Source organism: Streptomyces sp. NPDC008086 (assembly GCF_042957325.1).
Classification (GTDB): Bacteria; Actinomycetota; Actinomycetes; order Streptomycetales; family Streptomycetaceae; genus Streptomyces.
Map to the genome: position 1 here is coordinate 154,088 of NZ_JBIBIA010000009.1, position 16,839 is coordinate 170,926.

16 protein-coding genes are annotated in these 16,839 nt (G+C 70.6%); 4 read left to right on the forward strand and 12 right to left on the reverse strand.

Annotated elements, in window-relative coordinates; translation table 11 throughout:
* Nucleotides 1–60: 60 nt before the first annotated feature.
* From ruvB to pdxS, 6 genes are all read right to left on the reverse strand, one after another.
* Complete coding sequence (gene ruvB / locus ACFZBP_RS30645) at nt 61–1,131, reverse strand: Holliday junction branch migration DNA helicase RuvB (protein ID WP_391417783.1); 1,071 nt, start codon at nt 1,129–1,131, stop codon at nt 61–63.
* Between the two features lie 87 nt (nt 1,132–1,218).
* Nucleotides 1,219–1,824 (reverse strand): Holliday junction branch migration protein RuvA, encoded by a 606-nt coding sequence (gene ruvA / locus ACFZBP_RS30650; RefSeq protein ID WP_383459070.1) that lies wholly within the window; start codon nt 1,822–1,824, stop codon nt 1,219–1,221.
* A complete protein-coding gene (ruvC, locus tag ACFZBP_RS30655; protein ID WP_383459073.1) occupies nt 1,821–2,363 on the reverse strand; it encodes a crossover junction endodeoxyribonuclease RuvC in 543 nt (180 codons plus the stop codon). Before ruvC ends, ruvA begins: the two co-directional genes overlap by 4 nt.
* A gap of 118 nt (nt 2,364–2,481) precedes the next feature.
* Nucleotides 2,482–3,234 (reverse strand): YebC/PmpR family DNA-binding transcriptional regulator, encoded by a 753-nt coding sequence (locus ACFZBP_RS30660; protein ID WP_383459076.1) that lies wholly within the window; start codon nt 3,232–3,234, stop codon nt 2,482–2,484.
* A gap of 48 nt (nt 3,235–3,282) precedes the next feature.
* On the reverse strand, nt 3,283–3,891 hold the full coding sequence (pdxT, locus tag ACFZBP_RS30665) for a pyridoxal 5'-phosphate synthase glutaminase subunit PdxT (RefSeq protein WP_383459078.1): 609 nt from the start codon (nt 3,889–3,891) through the stop codon (nt 3,283–3,285).
* Between the two features lie 47 nt (nt 3,892–3,938).
* Entirely contained in the window at nt 3,939–4,844 is a 906-nt protein-coding gene (gene pdxS, locus ACFZBP_RS30670; protein ID WP_048581098.1) for a pyridoxal 5'-phosphate synthase lyase subunit PdxS, read from the reverse strand.
* Between the two features lie 140 nt (nt 4,845–4,984).
* Between pdxS and ACFZBP_RS30675 the strand changes: the two genes are divergently transcribed.
* Nucleotides 4,985–5,419, forward strand: a complete 435-nt coding sequence (locus tag ACFZBP_RS30675; protein ID WP_383459081.1) for a VOC family protein — start codon at nt 4,985–4,987, stop codon at nt 5,417–5,419.
* On the opposite strand, the gene ACFZBP_RS30680 is transcribed toward ACFZBP_RS30675, so the two are convergent.
* From ACFZBP_RS30680 to pgsA, 4 genes are all read right to left on the reverse strand, one after another.
* Entirely contained in the window at nt 5,416–5,958 is a 543-nt protein-coding gene (locus tag ACFZBP_RS30680) for a hypothetical protein (RefSeq protein WP_391417787.1), read from the reverse strand. The genes ACFZBP_RS30675 and ACFZBP_RS30680 overlap by 4 nt on opposite strands.
* Before the next feature lie 281 nt (nt 5,959–6,239).
* The gene (locus ACFZBP_RS30685; protein ID WP_391417789.1) at nt 6,240–7,412 is read right to left on the reverse strand and encodes a glycosyltransferase; all 1,173 of its coding nucleotides are present in this window, start codon (nt 7,410–7,412) and stop codon (nt 6,240–6,242) included.
* Nucleotides 7,409–8,335 (reverse strand): phosphatidylinositol mannoside acyltransferase, encoded by a 927-nt coding sequence (locus ACFZBP_RS30690; RefSeq protein ID WP_383459090.1) that lies wholly within the window; start codon nt 8,333–8,335, stop codon nt 7,409–7,411. The genes ACFZBP_RS30685 and ACFZBP_RS30690 overlap by 4 nt, the downstream gene beginning before the upstream one ends.
* Nucleotides 8,332–9,078: a phosphatidylinositol phosphate synthase gene (pgsA, locus tag ACFZBP_RS30695; protein ID WP_391418270.1), complete on the reverse strand. Its 747-nt coding sequence runs from the start codon at nt 9,076–9,078 to the stop codon at nt 8,332–8,334. The genes ACFZBP_RS30690 and pgsA overlap by 4 nt, the downstream gene beginning before the upstream one ends.
* Before the next feature lie 217 nt (nt 9,079–9,295).
* On the opposite strand from pgsA, the gene ACFZBP_RS30700 reads away from it, so the two are divergent.
* Entirely contained in the window at nt 9,296–11,494 is a 2,199-nt protein-coding gene (locus ACFZBP_RS30700; RefSeq protein WP_391417791.1) for an elongation factor G-like protein EF-G2, read from the forward strand.
* A gap of 178 nt (nt 11,495–11,672) precedes the next feature.
* The gene (locus tag ACFZBP_RS30705) at nt 11,673–13,334 is read left to right on the forward strand and encodes a hypothetical protein (RefSeq protein WP_383459096.1); all 1,662 of its coding nucleotides are present in this window, start codon (nt 11,673–11,675) and stop codon (nt 13,332–13,334) included.
* Between the two features lie 181 nt (nt 13,335–13,515).
* Here the strand turns inward: ACFZBP_RS30705 and ACFZBP_RS30710 are convergent, their stop codons facing one another.
* Entirely contained in the window at nt 13,516–14,064 is a 549-nt protein-coding gene (locus ACFZBP_RS30710; protein ID WP_383459099.1) for an HIT family protein, read from the reverse strand.
* Nucleotides 14,065–14,142: 78 nt separating this feature from the next.
* On the opposite strand from ACFZBP_RS30710, the gene ACFZBP_RS30715 reads away from it, so the two are divergent.
* Nucleotides 14,143–14,802 (forward strand): potassium channel family protein, encoded by a 660-nt coding sequence (locus ACFZBP_RS30715; RefSeq protein WP_383459104.1) that lies wholly within the window; start codon nt 14,143–14,145, stop codon nt 14,800–14,802.
* Between the two features lie 37 nt (nt 14,803–14,839).
* Here ACFZBP_RS30715 and thrS read toward each other — a convergent pair whose 3' ends face one another.
* Entirely contained in the window at nt 14,840–16,816 is a 1,977-nt protein-coding gene (gene thrS / locus ACFZBP_RS30720; RefSeq protein WP_391417794.1) for a threonine--tRNA ligase, read from the reverse strand.
* Nucleotides 16,817–16,839 lie beyond the last annotated feature (23 nt).

The following is a 16,839-nucleotide window of genomic DNA, read 5'->3' on the forward strand; positions in this document are numbered from 1 at the left end:
AACGCTCAGCATGGCACCGGGGTTCCTGCTCCGGCCAGTGTGCTCGCCGTGACCGGGCCATCACGTCCCGAACAGGTCCTGTTGTCCGTTTCCCGCAGCTTGCGAGCGTGGCGGCGTCAGGCCGAGATGCGCCCAGGCGGCGGGCGTGGCGACCCGGCCGCGCGGGGTGCGGGCGAGCAGACCCTCCCGGACGAGGAAGGGTTCGGCGACCTCCTCGACGGTCTCCCGCTCCTCCCCCACCGCGACCGCGAGCGTCGACAGTCCGACCGGCCCGCCGCCGAACAGCTTCAGCAGCGCCTCGAGGACACCGCGGTCGAGGCGGTCGAGTCCGCGGGCGTCGACCTCGTAGACGGCGAGTGCGGCGGCGGCGATGTCCCTGGTGATGAGCCCGTCGGCCTTGACCTGGGCGTAGTCCCGGACCCGGCGCAGCAGGCGGTTGGCGATACGGGGCGTGCCGCGGGAGCGGCCGGCGATCTCGGCGGCGCCGTCGGCCTCGATCTCCACGTCGAGCAGGTTGGCCGAGCGGTGGATGACGCGCTCCAGCTCGGCGGGCTCGTAGAACTCCATGTGCGCGGTGAAGCCGAAGCGGTCGCGCAGCGGGGGCGGCAGCAGGCCCGCGCGCGTGGTGGCACCGACCAGGGTGAACGGGGGCAGTTCGAGGGGGATGGCGGTGGCGCCGGGGCCCTTGCCGACGATGACGTCGACGCGGAAGTCCTCCATCGCCATGTACAGCATCTCCTCGGCGGGCCGCGACATGCGGTGGATCTCGTCGAGGAAGAGGACCTCGCCCTCCTGGAGGGAGGAGAGGATCGCCGCGAGGTCGCCCGCGTGCTGGATGGCGGGGCCTGAGGTGATGCGGATGGGGGCGCCCATCTCGGCGGCGATGATCATCGAGAGGGTGGTCTTGCCGAGGCCGGGGGCGCCGGAGAGCAGCACATGGTCGGCGGTGGCGCCCCGCGCGCGGGCGGCGCGCAGGACGAGGTCGAGCTGTTCGCGGACCTTCTCCTGACCGATGAACTCGTCCAGGTCCTTCGGACGCAGCGCGGCCTCGACGGCCTGGTCCTCACGGTCGGCGACAGGGCCCACCAGCCGCTCGGGGGCGGGGGTGTCGGTCGTGTCGTCCCAGTTCATGGAGTGTGCCTCGGGGGTCGCGGTGGGTGTCGTACGGGGTGTGGCCGACGGGGGTGTGTCGTCCGCCCATGTCGTCGGGTCCGTCGATCAGCGTGCTCTGTTGAGGGTCTGGAGGGCCGCCCTCAGCAGCTGTCCGACCTGGGGCGTGCCCCCGGCGGCCTCGGCCTGCGGGGCCACGGCGGCGACCGCCTCGTCGGCCTCGCGGGTCGCGTACCCGAGGCCGATCAGGGCGGCGTGCAGCTGGTCGCGCCAGCCCTGGGTGACCGGTGCGCCGACGGCGGGGGCGCCGACGGGCTCGCCGAGGCGGTCCTTCAGCTCCAGGAGCAGCTTCTGGGCGCCCTTCTTGCCGATGCCGGGGACGGCGGTGAGCGACTTCTCGTCGGCGGTCGCGACGGCTCGGCGCAGTGCGTCGGGCGAGTGCACCGCCAGCATCGCCTGGGCCAGGCGCGGGCCGACGCCGCTCGCGGTCTGGAGCAGCTCGAAGGTCTGGCGCTCGTCGTCGTCCGCGAAGCCGTACAGGGTGAGGGAGTCCTCGCGGACGACCAGGGAGGTGGCGAGCCTGGCGGGCTGGCCCTTCCGCAGTCCCGAGAGGGTGTTCGGTGTGCACTGGACGGCGATGCCGATCCCGCCCACCTCCACCACCGCGGAGTCGGGGGCGAGGGCGGCGACCGGGCCGCTGACGAACGCGATCATGCGAGACGGCCTTTCGACGGGGCCTTGGCTGAGTGCAGGGCCACGGCCTGCTGGAGTCGGTTCTGCGCGGGGGCGCGCCAGATGTGGCAGATGGCGAGCGCCAGGGCGTCGGCGGCGTCGGCGGGCTTGGGCGGGGCGCTCAGCCGCAGCAGCCGGGTGACCATGGCACCGACCTGGGCCTTGTCGGCGCGGCCGCTGCCGGTGACGGCGGCCTTGACCTCGCTCGGGGTGTGCAGGGCGACGGGGATGCCGCGGCGGGCGGCGCAGAGCATGGCGACGGCGCTGGCCTGGGCGGTGCCCATCACCGTGCGCACGTTGTGCTGGCTGAACACCCGCTCCACGGCGACGAATTCGGGCCTGTGCTCGTCCAGCCACTGCTCGATGCCCTGCTCGACGGCGACGAGGCGCCGGCCCAACTCGGCGTCCGCGGGCGTCCGTACGACACCGACGCCAAGCATCGTCAACGGCCTCCCCGCGACTCCCTCCACGACACCGACACCGCACCGCGTCAGTCCGGGGTCGACCCCGAGTACCCGCACCACGCCCCCTCACGTTCGATCGCCTGTTTGTGCAGGCTATCTGCTGCCACCGACAACGGCGGCGGGCCGGTGGGGTGTGTCCCACCGGCCCGCCGAGTCCGCTCAACTCACGGCAGCGTTACGCGTCGACCTTCTCCATGATCTCGTCGCTGACGTCGAAGTTGGCGAAGACGTTCTGGACGTCGTCGCTGTCCTCGAGGGCGTCGATCAGCTTGAAGATCTTCTTGGCGCCCTCCTCGTCGAGCTCGACCTGGACGGACGGCACGAAGCTGGAGTCGGCGGAGTCGTAGTCGATGCCGGCTTCCTGGAGGGCGGTGCGGACCGCGACCAGGTCGGTGGCCTCGCTGATGACCTCGAAGGACTCACCGAGGTCGTTGACCTCCTCGGCGCCGGCGTCCAGGACGGCGCCGAGGACGTCGTCCTCGCTCAGCTCGCCCTTGGGGACGATGACGACGCCCTTGCGGCTGAACATGTACGACACGGAGCCCGGGTCGGCCATGTTGCCGCCGTTGCGGGTCATGGCGACGCGGACGTCGGAGGCGGCGCGGTTGCGGTTGTCGGTGAGGCACTCGATGAGCACGGCGACGCCGTTCGGGCCGTAACCCTCGTACATGATCGTCTCGTAGTCGGCGCCACCGGCCTCGAGACCGCCACCGCGCTTGATCGCGGAGTCGATGTTCTTGTTCGGCACCGACTGCTTCTTGGCCTTCTGGACGGCGTCGTAGAGCGTCGGGTTGCCGTCGAGGTCGACGCCGCCCATACGCGCCGCGACCTCGATGTTCTTGATCAGCTTCGCGAAGAGCTTGCCGCGCTTGGCGTCGATCACGGCCTTCTTGTGCTTCGTCGTGGCCCATTTAGAGTGGCCGGACATCTGCCTGTCTCCTTCGCGTAACCCATCTATGAACGAACGCCAGAGATCCTACAAGGACTCGGCCGTCCGGTTCGCGTGCACCATGTCGACGAACAGGCCGTGCACACGGTGGTCGCCGGTCAGTTCCGGGTGGAACGACGTGGCCAGTGCGTTGCCCTGGCGGACCGCGACGATGTGGCCGTCGTGCTCGGCGAGGACCTCGGCCTCGGCGCCGACGGACTCGACCCAGGGGGCGCGGATGAAGACGCCCTCCACAGGATCGCCCGCGACGCCCTGCACGTCGACCGCTGCCTCGAAGGACTCGTTCTGCCGGCCGAAGGCGTTGCGGCGCACGATCATGTCGATGCCGCCGATCGTCTCCTGGCCCGAGCGCGGGTCGAGGATCTTGTCGGCGAGCATGATCATGCCGGCGCAGGTGCCGTAGACGGGCATGCCGTCCCGCACGCGCGCGCGTAGGGGCTCCATCACGCCGAAGAGGACGGCGAGCTTGGAGATGGTCGTGGACTCGCCGCCGGGGATGACGAGGCCGTCGACCTCGGCGAGTTCTTCGGGGCGCCGCACCGGCCTGGCCACGGCGTCGGCCGCGGCCAGGGCGATGAGGTGCTCCCGTACGTCGCCCTGGAGGGCCAGGACGCCTATGACGGGTGCGTCGGTCATGTACGTGCAGTCCTTGGGGGGATGCCGGAGGGGCGCCGGTGGGGTGCTTACCAGCCGCGGTTGGCGTAGCGCTCGGTCTCGGGGAGGGTGTCGCAGTTGATGCCGACCATGGCCTCGCCCAGGTTGCGGGAGGCGTCCGCGATGATCTTCGGGTCGTCGTAGAAGGTGGTGGCCTTCACGATGGCGGCGGCGCGCTTGGCGGGGTCGCCGGACTTGAAGATGCCGGAGCCGACGAAGACGCCCTCGGCGCCGAGCTGGCGCATCAGCGCGGCATCGGCGGGGGTGGCGACGCCGCCGGCGGAGAACAGCACGACCGGGAGCTTGCCGAGCTCGGAGACTTCCTTGACCAGCTCGTACGGGGCGCGCAGCTCCTTGGCTGCGGCGTACAGCTCGTTGTTGTCGAAGCCGCGCAGCTTGGCGATCTCGTTCTTGATCTGGCGCAGGTGGCGGACGGCCTCGACGACGTTGCCGGTGCCGGCCTCGCCCTTCGAGCGGATCATGGCGGCGCCCTCGGCGATGCGGCGCAGGGCCTCGCCCAGGTTGGTGGCGCCACAGACGAACGGGGTGGTGAAGGCCCACTTGTCGGAGTGGTTGACCTCGTCGGCCGGGGTGAGGACCTCGGACTCGTCGATGTAGTCGACGCCGAGGGACTGCAGGACCTGGGCCTCGACGAAGTGGCCGATGCGGGACTTGGCCATGACCGGGATGGAGACGGCGTCGATGATGCCCTCGATCATGTCCGGATCGGACATCCGGGCCACGCCGCCGTCCTTGCGGATGTCGGCGGGGACCCGCTCCAGGGCCATGACGGCGACGGCGCCCGCGTCCTCGGCGATCTTCGCCTGCTCCGGCGTGACGACGTCCATGATCACGCCGCCCTTGAGCTGCTCGGCCATACCGCGCTTCACGCGCGCGGTGCCGGTCTCGGGGGCCTGGTTTTCGGAGATGGACACGGGTGACCTCGCTCGGTGGAAAAGGGGCTACTGCAAGGATTGAGGAAACGTGACGGGCGGGGGCCACTTCAAGGGCCAATGGTGAGGCGGTGGATCGTTTTGCCTCAGCCTGGGCGCCCGGGCGGCGTTAGTGTCCTGGCATGGAACAGCGCATCAGTCTGGTCACGCTGGGAGTTTCCGATGTGGCGCGCTCGCGTGCCTTCTACGAGGCCCTGGGCTGGCGGGGGCAGGAGGTCGAGGAGACCGTCTTCTTCCAGGCGGGCGGCCTCGCCCTGGTCCTGTGGGGCCGCGACAAGCTTGCCCGGGACTGCGGGCTGACGGACGGCGCCGGAGCCGGTTTCGGCGGCATCGCCCTGGCCCACAACGTGCGCTCCGACGCCGAGGTCGACGCCCTGCTGACGGCCGCTGAAGGGGCCGGAGCGACCGTCACCAAGCCCGCGGCCACCAATGCCGTCGGCTTCTACTCCGGGTGCTTCGTGGACCCGGACGGCCATGCCTGGGAGGTCGCGCACAACCCCGGGTTCGCGCTCGGCGCCGACGGGTCCCTCACCCTCCCCGACTTCGGCACGTCCTAGGCGGCACGGTCGGCCAGGGCCACCGGGGCCTCGTCGTCCATCTCGAAGGCCAGGGGGAACGGGGCGTGGCCGGCAAGGCGGAACCAGCGGACCTTGCGGTGCCGTCGCAGGGCCCTGGCGGCACGTACGGCGTCGTTGTGGAAGCGGCGGGCCATCGGTACCCGGCGCACCGCCTCGGTCAGCTCACGGGCCGCCTCCTCGCCGCCGGGGGCCTCCCGTACGGCCTCCACCTGCTGGGGCTCCGCGAACACCGCCCGCAGTGCCTGGCTCAGCTCGCTCTCGGCGACCTCCCGCTGCTCCTCCTCGGCCTGCCGGGCGGCGTGGGCGGCCTCGTACAGGACGATCGACGCGGCCGGATCCAGGACGCCGGAGGTGGCCAGTTCCTGGGCCACGGAGGCGCGGCGCAGCAGCTGGGCGTCGAGCGCGGCGCGTGCCGCGTCGATCCTGGCGTGCAGCCGATCCAGACGGCCTGCGGTCCAGCTCAGGTAGAGGCCGATCGCGACGAGGGCTACGAGGATCCAGATGAGAGTTGCGGTCACGGCGGCACCCTACGCTCCGCGGGGTGAGCCGTTTGTGGCGCGGGGGTCGGTGTTCGCGCGGGGGTGTTGGTGTGGCCGTCACTGGGGGCTGCCGCCCCCAGACCCCCGCTGTCGGCCCTTCGGGCCTCGTCCTCGAACGCCGGGCAGGCTGAAAGGGCCTGGGGCGGCGTGGCGTAGCCCGCTGCGGGTGGGTGGGGGTTCGGGACGGCGATGCCTCGTCCTCGAACGCCGGACGAGCTGAAAGCGCCTGGACCGGCGCTACGAGGCAAAAGCCCTCCGCCTCAGTCCCGCGCCAGCCCCAGCCGAGCCCGCAACCCGCTGCCGCCCCCGGTCCGCTCGTCCGCGGCCACCGCCGCCGCGCCGGCCGTCACCGTCTCGTACACCGACAGGATGTCCGCGCCGACGGTCGACCAGTCGAAGCGGCGCACATGCACGCTCCCCCGCTCCCGCAGCTCGGCCCGGCGGGCGGGGTCCTCCATGAGGCGTACCGCCGCCTCGGCGAGGGCGTCGGCGTCCTCGTTGGCGAAGAGTTCGCCCGCCGCGCCCTGGTCGAGGACCTGGGCGAAGGCGTCGAGGTCGGAGGCGAGGACCGGGGCGCCGGCCGACATCGCCTCGACCAGGATGATCCCGAAGCTCTCGCCGCCGGTGTTGGGGGCGACGTACAGGTCGACGCTGCGCAGGAAGCGGGCTTTGTCCTGGTCGCTGATCATGCCGAGGAACTCGACGCGGGAGCGCAGTTCGGCGGGCAGGGACTCGACCGCCTCCTCCTCGTCGCCGCGTCCGGCGACCAGGAGCCTGGTCTGGGGGCGGGCGGCAAGGATCTTCGGCAGGGCCTTCATCAGGACCGGCAGACCCTTGCGGGGCTCGTCGATGCGGCCCATGAAGCCGATGGTGTCGCCCTGCCAGTCGGGGTTGGGCTCGGCCTTGGCGAAGAAGTCGACGTCGACGCCGTTGGGGATGACGACCGCGTCGCCGCCGAGGTGCTCCACGAGCGTGCGGCGGGCGTACTCGCTGACGGCGATGCGGGCGCTGATCTTCTCCAGGGCCGCCTGGAGGATGGCGTAGGCGGCGATCATCGCCCGGGACCGCGGGTTCGACGTGTGGAAGGTCGCCACGATCGGGCCCTGGGCCGCCCAGCAGGCCAGCAGGCCGAGGGACGGCGAGGCGGGCTCGTGGATGTGGATGACGTCGAACTCGCCGTCGTGCAGCCAGCGGCGCACCCGGGCCGCCGAGAGGAACCCGAAGTTCAGGCGGGCGACCGAGCCGTTGTACGGGACCGGGACGGCGCGGCCCGCCGAGACCACGTACCGCGGGAGCGGGGTGTCGTCGTCGGCCGGGGCCAGCACGGACACCTCGTGGCCGAGCCGGATGAAGTACTCGGCGAGGTCGCGGATGTGGAACTGGACGCCGCCTGGGACGTCCCAGGAGTACGGGCAGACGATGCCGATCTTCACGGACGCTCTCCGTCCGAGCCGTCGTCCGGTCGTGGTTCCAGGTCGGCGAGCCACAAGCGTTGGAGCATGTGCCAGTCCTCCGGATGTTCGGCGATCCCCGTGGCGAAGGCGTCTGCCAGCGCCTGTGTCATGACAGACGTCTTCTCGGCCCGGGTGCCTGTCTCCGGTACCTCGATCGGGGGGTGGACACGGCCCCGCATGACGGGTGAGTCGTCGTACCAGAGCGTGACCGGCAGCAGGAGCGCCCCGGTCTGCTGGGCCAGCAGCGCCGGGCCGGCGGGCATCCGGGCCGTGTCCCCGAAGAAGTCGACCTCGACGCCGGACGCGGACAGGTCACGGTCGGAGACCAGGCAGACCAGACCGCCGTCGCGCAGCCTGCGGGCCAGGGTGCCGAAGGCGGTGCCACCGCTGTGCGGCAGGACCTCCATGCCGAGACCCTCGCGGTAGGCGACGAAGCGGTCGTAGAGCGTCTCGGGCTTGAGGCGTTCGGCGACCGTGGTGAACGGTGTCTCCAGCTTGGTGGTGACCCAGGCGCCCGCGAGGTCCCAGTTGGCCAGGTGCGGCAGGGCGAGTATCACGCCGTTCCCGGCGGCGAGGCCGTCGGTCAGGTGGTGCAGGTCCTTGGGGTCGAAGCCGCCCTTGACGCGCTCGGCGCTCCAGGAGGGCAGCCGGAAGGACTCCATCCAGTAGCGCAGGTACGAGCGCATGCCCGCGCGCGAGAGCTCGGCGAGGCGCTCCGGGCTCGCGCCGGGCACCACGCGCGCGTAGTTGCTCTCCAGCCGCCGCACCCCCTTGCCGCGCTGCTTCCAGGCGAGGTCGGCGATGGTGCGGCCGAGCCGTACGGCGACCGGTTCGGGGAGCTTCTTGACGGTGCCCCAGCCGAGTCCGTACAGCGCGTCCGTGAGGCGCTCCTGGGCACTCACTTGGCGGCCTCGCTCCCTTGGGAGGCGCCCTGCGGCTTGTCCGGGGCGGCCGCCGCGGCCTCCGCCTCGGCGGACTCCCGGCGGACCGTGACGACCCGCTGGATCAGCGTGACGAGGCTGCCGACGGCGACGATCCACAGGGCGACGGGCAGCAGGTACTGGATGCCGGGTACGCCGAACTTGTGCAGGCCCGCGAGACCGGCCGCGACCAGCGAGATCACCAGGCGCTCGGCGCGCTCGACGAGGCCGTTGACGGCGACGGGCAGGCCGATCGACTCGCCGCGGGCCTTGGTGTAGGACACCACCTGGCCGCTGGCCAGGCAGAAGATCGAGACGGCGCACAGGACCAGGTCGTCGCCCCCACCGGCGTACCAGAGGATGAAGCCGCCGAAGATCGCGCCGTCGGCGACGCGGTCGAGCGTGGAGTCCAGGAAGGCGCCCCAGCGGCTGGAGCGGCCGAGCTGGCGGGCCATGTTTCCGTCGACCAGGTCGGAGAACACGAAGAGCGTGATCACGACCGTGCCCCAGAAGAACTCTCCCACGGGGTAGAAGACCAGCGCGCCCGCGACCACACCGGCCGTGCCGATGAGCGTGACCGTGTCGGGGCTGACGCCCCGCCGGATCAGAAACGCGGCGAACGGTGTGAGGACACGCGTGAAGAATGCACGCGCGTACTTGTTCAGCATGGCCTTCCCGAGGGTCGGTGTGGCCGGGCGGCCCCTGCTGGCCACCGGCTGGCCCATCGTAGCCACGCGCGGGTGCGGGCGGCCGCCGGGCACTCGTACACGGCGTGAGCGGCCCGGTCCACGGTGCCGGGCGGCGCGATCACGTCCGCCGTATGGACGCACCGTGACGGGAGTGGAAAGCTCGAAGGACCGCGGGCGTCATCGGAGCCGCCATCGCACGCGGATCCGTATGTCCGCGCCCACAGTGACCTCACCGTGCACGGGAGGCAGGATCATGGGCGACAAGGCGAACGCACACCCCGGAGCCGCCGGCAGGGCTACGGCGGCCGACCACCCCGCGTCCGTACGGAATGTGGTGCTGGTCGGCCACTCCGGATCGGGCAAGACCACGTTGGTGGAAGCCCTCGCGCTGACGGCGGGGGCGGTGAACCGGGCGGGCCGCGTGGAGGACGGCGGCACCGTCTCGGACTACGACGAGATCGAGCACCGGCAGCAGCGCTCGGTGCAGCTCTCCCTGGTGCCGGTCGAATGGGACGGCATCAAGGTCAACCTTCTGGACACTCCCGGATACGCCGACTTCGTCGGGGAGCTCAGGGCCGGTCTGCGCGCGGCGGACGCGGCCCTTTTCGTCGTCTCGGCCTCGGACGGCGTGGACGGCTCGACCCGCATGGTGTGGGAGGAGTGCGCGGCCGTCGGCATGCCCCGCGCGATCGTCGTCACGCATCTGGAGTCCGCGCGGGCCGACTACGAGGAGATGACGCGGATCTGCGCGGAGGCCTTCGGCGGGGACGACCCCGACGCGGTGCTCCCGCTGTATCTGCCGCTGCACGGTGCCCAGGCACCGGACGGGCACGCGCCCGTGACCGGTCTGATCGGGCTGCTGTCGCAGCAGCTCTTCGACTACTCGTCCGGCGAGCGCAAGGAGTCCGATCCGGGCGAGGAGCAGCTGCCGCGGATCGAGGAGGCCCGCAACCGGCTGATCGAGGGGATCATCTCCGAGTCGGAGGACGAGACCCTGATGGACCGGTATCTCGGCGGCGAGCAGGTCGACGTCAAGACACTCATCGAGGACCTGGAACGGGCTGTCGCGCGGGGTGCCTTCCACCCCGTCCTGGCCGCCGCCCCCGCGACCGACGGGGCCCGGCAGGGGCTCGGCACGGTCGAACTGCTGGAGCTCATCACGCGCGGGTTCCCGACGCCGCTGGAGCGCGCGGCGCCCTCGGTCACCACGGTCGACGGCACACCGCGCGAGCTGAAGCTGTGCGACCCGGACGGGCCGCTGGTCGCGGAAGTCGTGAAGACCGCGTCCGACCCGTACGTCGGCCGGGTCTCGCTGGTCCGGGTCTTCTCCGGCACCCTGCACCCCGACGAGACGGTGCACGTCTCCGGGCACGGCCTGGAGGACCGCGGGCACGAGGACCACGACGTCGACGAGCGGATCGGCGCGCTGTCGGCGCCCTTCGGCAAGCAGCAGCGCACGCTCAGCCACTGCATCGCCGGTGACCTGGCGTGCGTGGCGAAGCTGAGCCGCGCGGAGACCGGCGACACGCTGTCGGCCAAGGACGACCCGCTGCTGATGGAGCCCTGGCAGATGCCCGACCCGCTGCTGCCGCTCGCCATCCAGGCGCACAGCAAGGCGGACGAGGACAAGCTGTCGCAGGGCCTGTCCCGGCTGGTCGCCGAGGACCCCACGATGCGGCTGGAACAGAACCAGGCCACCCACCAGGTGGTGCTGTGGTGCCTGGGCGAGGCGCACGCGGACGTCGCCCTCGAACGGCTGCGCAGCCGGTACGGCGTCCAGGTCGACGTCGTGCCGCACAAGGTCTCCCTGCGGGAGACGTTCGCGAACAAGTCGGCGGGCCGCGGTCGGCACGTGAAGCAGTCCGGCGGCCACGGACAGTACGCGATCTGCGAGATCGAGGTGGAGCCGCTGCCGGGCGGTTCGGGCATCGAGTTCGTGGACAAGGTCGTCGGCGGCGCGGTGCCGCGGCAGTTCATCCCGTCGGTGGAGAAGGGCGTAAGGGCCCAGGCGGCCAAGGGAGTCGCGGCCGGGCATCCGCTCGTCGACATCCGGGTCACCTTGCGCGACGGCAAGGCGCACTCGGTGGACTCCTCCGACGCCGCGTTCCAGACGGCCGGCGCGCTCGCGCTGCGCGAGGCGGCGGCCGACACGAAGATCCATCTGCTGGAGCCGGTGGCCGAGGTGTCCGTCCTCGTCGGCGACGACTACGTGGGCGCCGTGATGAGCGACCTGTCCGGGCGGCGCGGCCGCGTCCTGGGCACCGAGCAGACCAGCGGCGGCCGCACCGTCATCAAGGCCGAGGTGCCCGAGATCGAGATCGGGCGGTACGCCGTCGACCTGCGGTCGCTGTCGCACGGCACCGCGCGCTTCAACCGTGCGTACGCCCGGCACGAGCCGATGCCGGCGCAGATCGCGGAAAGGATTCGTGAAGAGGCGCGCGAAGCCTCGTAGTTGGCGCCCGGCGCCACCGAGTGGCCTGCGGAAGACCCCCTCCGCGTCGGCGGGCGGCATTGGCCGTCCGCCGACGATTGTCAGTGGCGGGGGATACGCTGATCATTGATCAACAGGTGTGCGCAGCACGGAAGTCGGGAAGGCCGCAGAAGCGACAGTGCGGCGATCGGGGGCGGGAATGACCGTTGAGAGCGGTTACGCGGACATCTTCGGTCCGCAGGTACCGCGCACGGCCGGAGAGGGTCAGACGGCGACGTTCGCGCTGGCCTCGGCGGCCTACCGGGACAATGCGTTCGAGGACATCAAGAAGGCCGACAACGAATGGCACCAGACCGACGTCAAGGCGGGCCGCAGCTGGGCGAAGATCTTCCGGCCCAACCTGGGTGAGGCCTTCTCCCGGGCCGTGGTCGACCGCATGCTCGGCAGCGGTCGCAAGCCCCTGATCCAGTCCTTCGGCACCGAGCCGCAGGTCGTCGTCGAGCACTGTCTGGCCGCGAACAACATCCGCAAGGCCCGTGACCGGATGCTCAGCGCCATCATGGTGATCTGCGGGGTGCTGTTCCTGCCCGGACTGCTGGTCTGGCTGCTGGTCTTCACGCTGCGCACCACCATCGTCAAGCGGGACGAGAAGCGCGGCGGCGCCCTGGCCTCCGTGCTGCTCGTCGCGGCGGGCGCGCTCGCCGTGCTGTTCCTGCTGCGCATGCCGTTCAGCGGCTTCTGGGGCTGGTATGCGCGGGCCTCGGTCCTCATGCCCGTGGTCGGCTGGTTCTGGGCCAAGCAGGTCTGCGAGCGCACGGCGAGGGATCTGCGGGAGCGCTGGGACAGCCTGCTGGCCGGCAGCAGCGTCGGCGCGAAGGTGCCGGAGGCGGTGCCGACCAGCCCCACCGAGACCCAGGCCGAGCAACTGCGCCAGTCCCTGGCCAAGTTGAGCGCCGAGCAGCAGTCGAACTCCGTGTTCTACGCCGGCCCCAAGGGGATACTCGGCATGGGCACGCGCTGGGGCAGCTGGCAGCTGGCGGAGGACCTGGTGCCGGCCGACCCCACCCGGGAGATCCATCCGTTCCGCAGCTGGGACGTGATCCGTGCGATCCACGACCAGCTGCGCATGCTGGAGCGCGGCCCGCTGAACACCGGCGGTTTCCCGAAGCCCTCGATACGGCACTGGGTCGTCACACCGATCGCCGAAGGCGCCAAGGCCGTCTCCCGGCCGGAGGGCACGGACGTCGAGGCGTACCAGGTCAAGTCGCACGCCATACAGGACATCTGCAACAAGCAGCAGTTCGGCAGCGGCGACCGGCACTACCTGGGCGTCCAGTGGACGCTGTGGGACGGCCAGTTGATCATCACGATGCTGATCACGGTGACCGTGCTGCACGAAACGCTGCGCATCGAGGTGACCGGGCACGCTCTCGGCCCGGTGAACGGGCTGTTCCAGGAGAAGCCCGAGGCGCCGACCAAGGAGGTCAGCAAGTCGTTCAAGCCGTGGGAGACCCGCAAGGTGAAGCTGCCGCTGGTCAACACCGACGAGGTGGTCCGGCTGGCGGTCCGCGCCCCGATCTCCTGGTATCCCCCGCTGCTCAACTGGCTCGGCGGGACGATAGGACTGCCCGAGCCGTTCGGCCTGCGGCACGCGTGGGCGGATCAGCCGTGGCGGCACCGGTTCATGGCCGACGACGCGCTGCGTGCGGCCACCCCTGTGCTGCGGGTGGTGCATGCCTCGGCGATCAAGGTGCTGGCGGAGAACGGCGTGGACACGGAGAAGTTCGGTACGCGGTCGTCGTTCCTGAGTACGGCAGTGCAGGATCCGTCACCCAGGAAGGCCGACGTCTACGACGCGTAGGCCTCCGGCGGTTGAGCGGGTGGGGTCGGTCTGGTGAGACGGGTCTGAGTGAGGTGGGTCTGGGCGGCGTCCTCTGGGGGCTGCGCCCCCAGACCCCCGCTGTCGGCCCTTCGGGCCTCGTCCTCAAACGCCGGACGGGCTGGTTGGTCGCCGGACAGGCTGATCGGTCGCCGGACCGGGGTCAGGACGTGGGCCAGGCTTCCGCCAGCATCTTCCTTGTGTCTGCCAGGAGCTGGGGCAGGACCCGTGTGTGGCCCACCACCGGCATGAAGTTCGTGTCGCCGCCCCAGCGGGGGACGATGTGCTGGTGCAGGTGGGCCGCGATGCCGGCGCCGGCGACCGTGCCCTGGTTCATGCCGATGTTGAAGCCGTGGGCGCCGGAGGCGGTGCGCAGGGCCGTCATCGCCTGCTTGGTCAGGGCGGCGAGCTCGATGGTCTCCGGCTCGGTGAGGTCGGTGTAGTCGGCGACGTGGCGGTAGGGCACGACCATCAGGTGGCCGCCGTTGTACGGGTAGAGGTTGAGCACGGCGTAGACCTGCTCGCCGCGCTTGACGATCAGCCCGTCCTCGTCGGACTTGGCCGGGATCGAGCAGAAGGGGCAGCCGTCGTCCGCTCCGGGACCGGTCGGCTTGTTCTCACCCTGGATGTAGGCCATCCGATGGGGCGTCCACAGGCGCTGGAACGCGTCCTGGATCCCCACTCCCCACTGCTGCTCCGGCTCACTCGTCATGCGTGCAGCATATGGCTTCGTCCGTTCGCGGCGTGTCGCCGGGGCTCGCACCCGGTCGGCCCGAGCCAAGCTTGGCCGGTGGACGACGACAGCCGCTTGGCACGCTGGCAGCAGCGCACCGAGACCCCTCTCGGTGTGGCGTCCCTGGTCTTCCTCGCCTCGTACGCGATCCGGGTCCTGGGCCATGGTCATCTCACGGACGCCGTGCTCGACCTCTGCCTGGCGCTGACCTTCACGGCCTGGGCGTTGTTCGGTGTCGACTACGCCGTGCGCTGGCTGCTCAGCGGACAGCGCTGGAGCTTCGTCCGGCGACACCCGCTGGACACGGTGGTGCTGTTCCTGCCACTGCTGCGGCCGCTGCAGATCGTCAAGGCACACGACAGCTTCCAGCGCCGGCACGGTCGGCCCCGGCTCACCGTGCACGCACGCGTGATCGTCTACGCCGGCCTGTCCACCGTCCTCCTCGGCTTCACAGGAGCCCTCTCGGTCTACCACCAGGAGCGCGGGGCACCGGGCGCGACCATGCGGAGCTTCGGGGACGCCCTGTGGTGGACGTGCTCGACGCTGGCCACGGTCGGCTACGGCGACTTCACCCCCGTCACGGTCCGCGGGCGGCTGATCGCCGTAGGGATCATGGCCGTGGGACTGGGCCTGCTCGGGACCGTGACCGGCACCTTCGCCTCGTGGCTGCTGCACGCCTTCTCCCGCGAGGACGACGAAAGGCCCCCGGGGAGCTGAACTCCCCGGGGGCCCTCGACACACGCCTGCGGCCGGATCAGACCTGCGCCCGCTCCTCGACGACCTGCGCGATCTTCGCGATGGCCTCGTCGAAGGGGATGCCGTTCTCCTGCGAGCCGTCGCGGTAGCGGAAGGAGACGGCGTTGTTCGCCATGTCCTCGTCGCCCGCAATGACCATGAAGGGCACCTTCTGCTTCTGGGCGTTGCGGATCTTCTTCTGCATACGGTCGGAGGAGGAGTCCACCTCGACCCGCAGGCCCTTCTTCTTCGCGGCCGCCGCGAACTTCTCCAGGTAGTCCACGTGCCCGTCACCGATCGGGATGCCGAGCGCCTGGACCGGGGCCAGCCACGCCGGGAAGGCGCCCGCGTAGTGCTCGAGCAGCACCGCGAAGAACCGCTCGATCGAGCCGAACAGCGCGCGGTGGATCATGACCGGTCGCTGCTTGGAGCCGTCCGCCGAGGTGTATTCCAGGTCGAAGCGCTCCGGCAGGTTGAAGTCGAGCTGGATGGTCGACATCTGCCAGGTCCGCCCGATGGCGTCCTTGGCCTGGACGGAGATCTTCGGACCGTAGAACGCGGCGCCGCCCGGGTCCGGGACCAGCGGCAGCCCCTGCTTCTCGGCGACCTCGCGCAGCGTCTCCGTGGCCTCTTCCCAGACCTCGTCCGAGCCGACGAACTTCTCCGGGTCCTTGGTGGACAGCTCCAGGTAGAAGTCGGTCAGACCGTAGTCGCGCAGCAGGCCGAGGACGAAGGTGAGCGTCTTGTCGAGCTCCTCCGACATCTGCTCGCGGGTGCAGTAGATGTGCGCGTCGTCCTGGGTGAAGCCGCGCGCACGCGTGAGGCCGTGCACGACGCCCGACTTCTCGTACCGGTACACGGTCCCGAACTCGAAGAGGCGCAGCGGCAGTTCACGGTAGGAACGGCCGCGCGCGTCGAAGATCAGGTTGTGCATCGGGCAGTTCATGGGCTTGAGGTAGTAGTCCACGCCCTCGTCGAGCTGCATGGGCGGGTACATGCCCTCGGCGTACCAGTCCAGGTGCCCCGAGGTCTCGAAGAGCTTCCCCTTCGTCGCGTGCGGGGTGTAGACGAACTCGTAGCCCTCTTCCTCGTGCCGCCGGCGCGAGTAGTCCTCCATGACCCGGCGGACGATGCCGCCCTTGGGGTGGAAGACGGCGAGCCCGGAGCCGATCTGCTCCGGGATGGAGAACAGGTCGAGCTCGTTACCCAGCTTGCGGTGGTCGCGCTTCTCGGCCTCGGCGAGGAAGTCGAGGTGTGCCTTCAGCTCGTCCTTGGACGGCCAGGCGGTGCCGTAGATGCGCTGGAGCATCGGGTTCTTCTCGCTGCCGCGCCAGTAGGCGGCGGCGTTGCGCATCAGCTTGAACGCCGGGATGTTGCGGGTGGTGGGCAGGTGGGGACCCCGGCAGAGGTCCTTCCAGCACAGCTCGCCGGTCTTGGCGTCCAGGTTGTCGTAGATCGTCAGCTCACCGGCGCCGACCTCGACGTCCGCGCCGTCGTCGGACGAGGCGGAGCCCTTGAGGCCGATCAGCTCCAGCTTGTAGGGCTCGGCTGCGAGCTCCTCGCGGGCCGCGTCGTCGGTCACGACACGACGGGAGAAGCGCTGCCCCCGCTTCTGGATCTCCTGCATCTTCTTCTCGATGGCCTTGAGATCCTCGGGCGTGAACGGCTTCTCGACGTCGAAGTCGTAGTAGAAGCCGTCCCTGACGGGCGGGCCGATGCCCAGCTTGGCCTCGGGGAAGAGCTCTTGCACGGCCTGCGCCATCACATGCGCGGTGGAGTGGCGCAGGATGTTGAGCCCGTCCTCGGAGGAGATCTCGACGCCCTCGACCTCTTCCCCGTCGCCGAGCACGTACGACAGGTCCCTGAGCTCGCCGCCCACGCGCGCGGCGATGATCGAGCGCTCGCCGGCGAAGAGGTCGGCGGCCGTAGTGCCCGTCGTCACCACGCGCTCTTCCCGCTCGGAATCGCGTTGGATGATCACACGGACGTCTGACACCGGTCTCTCCTGACTGAAGGGGG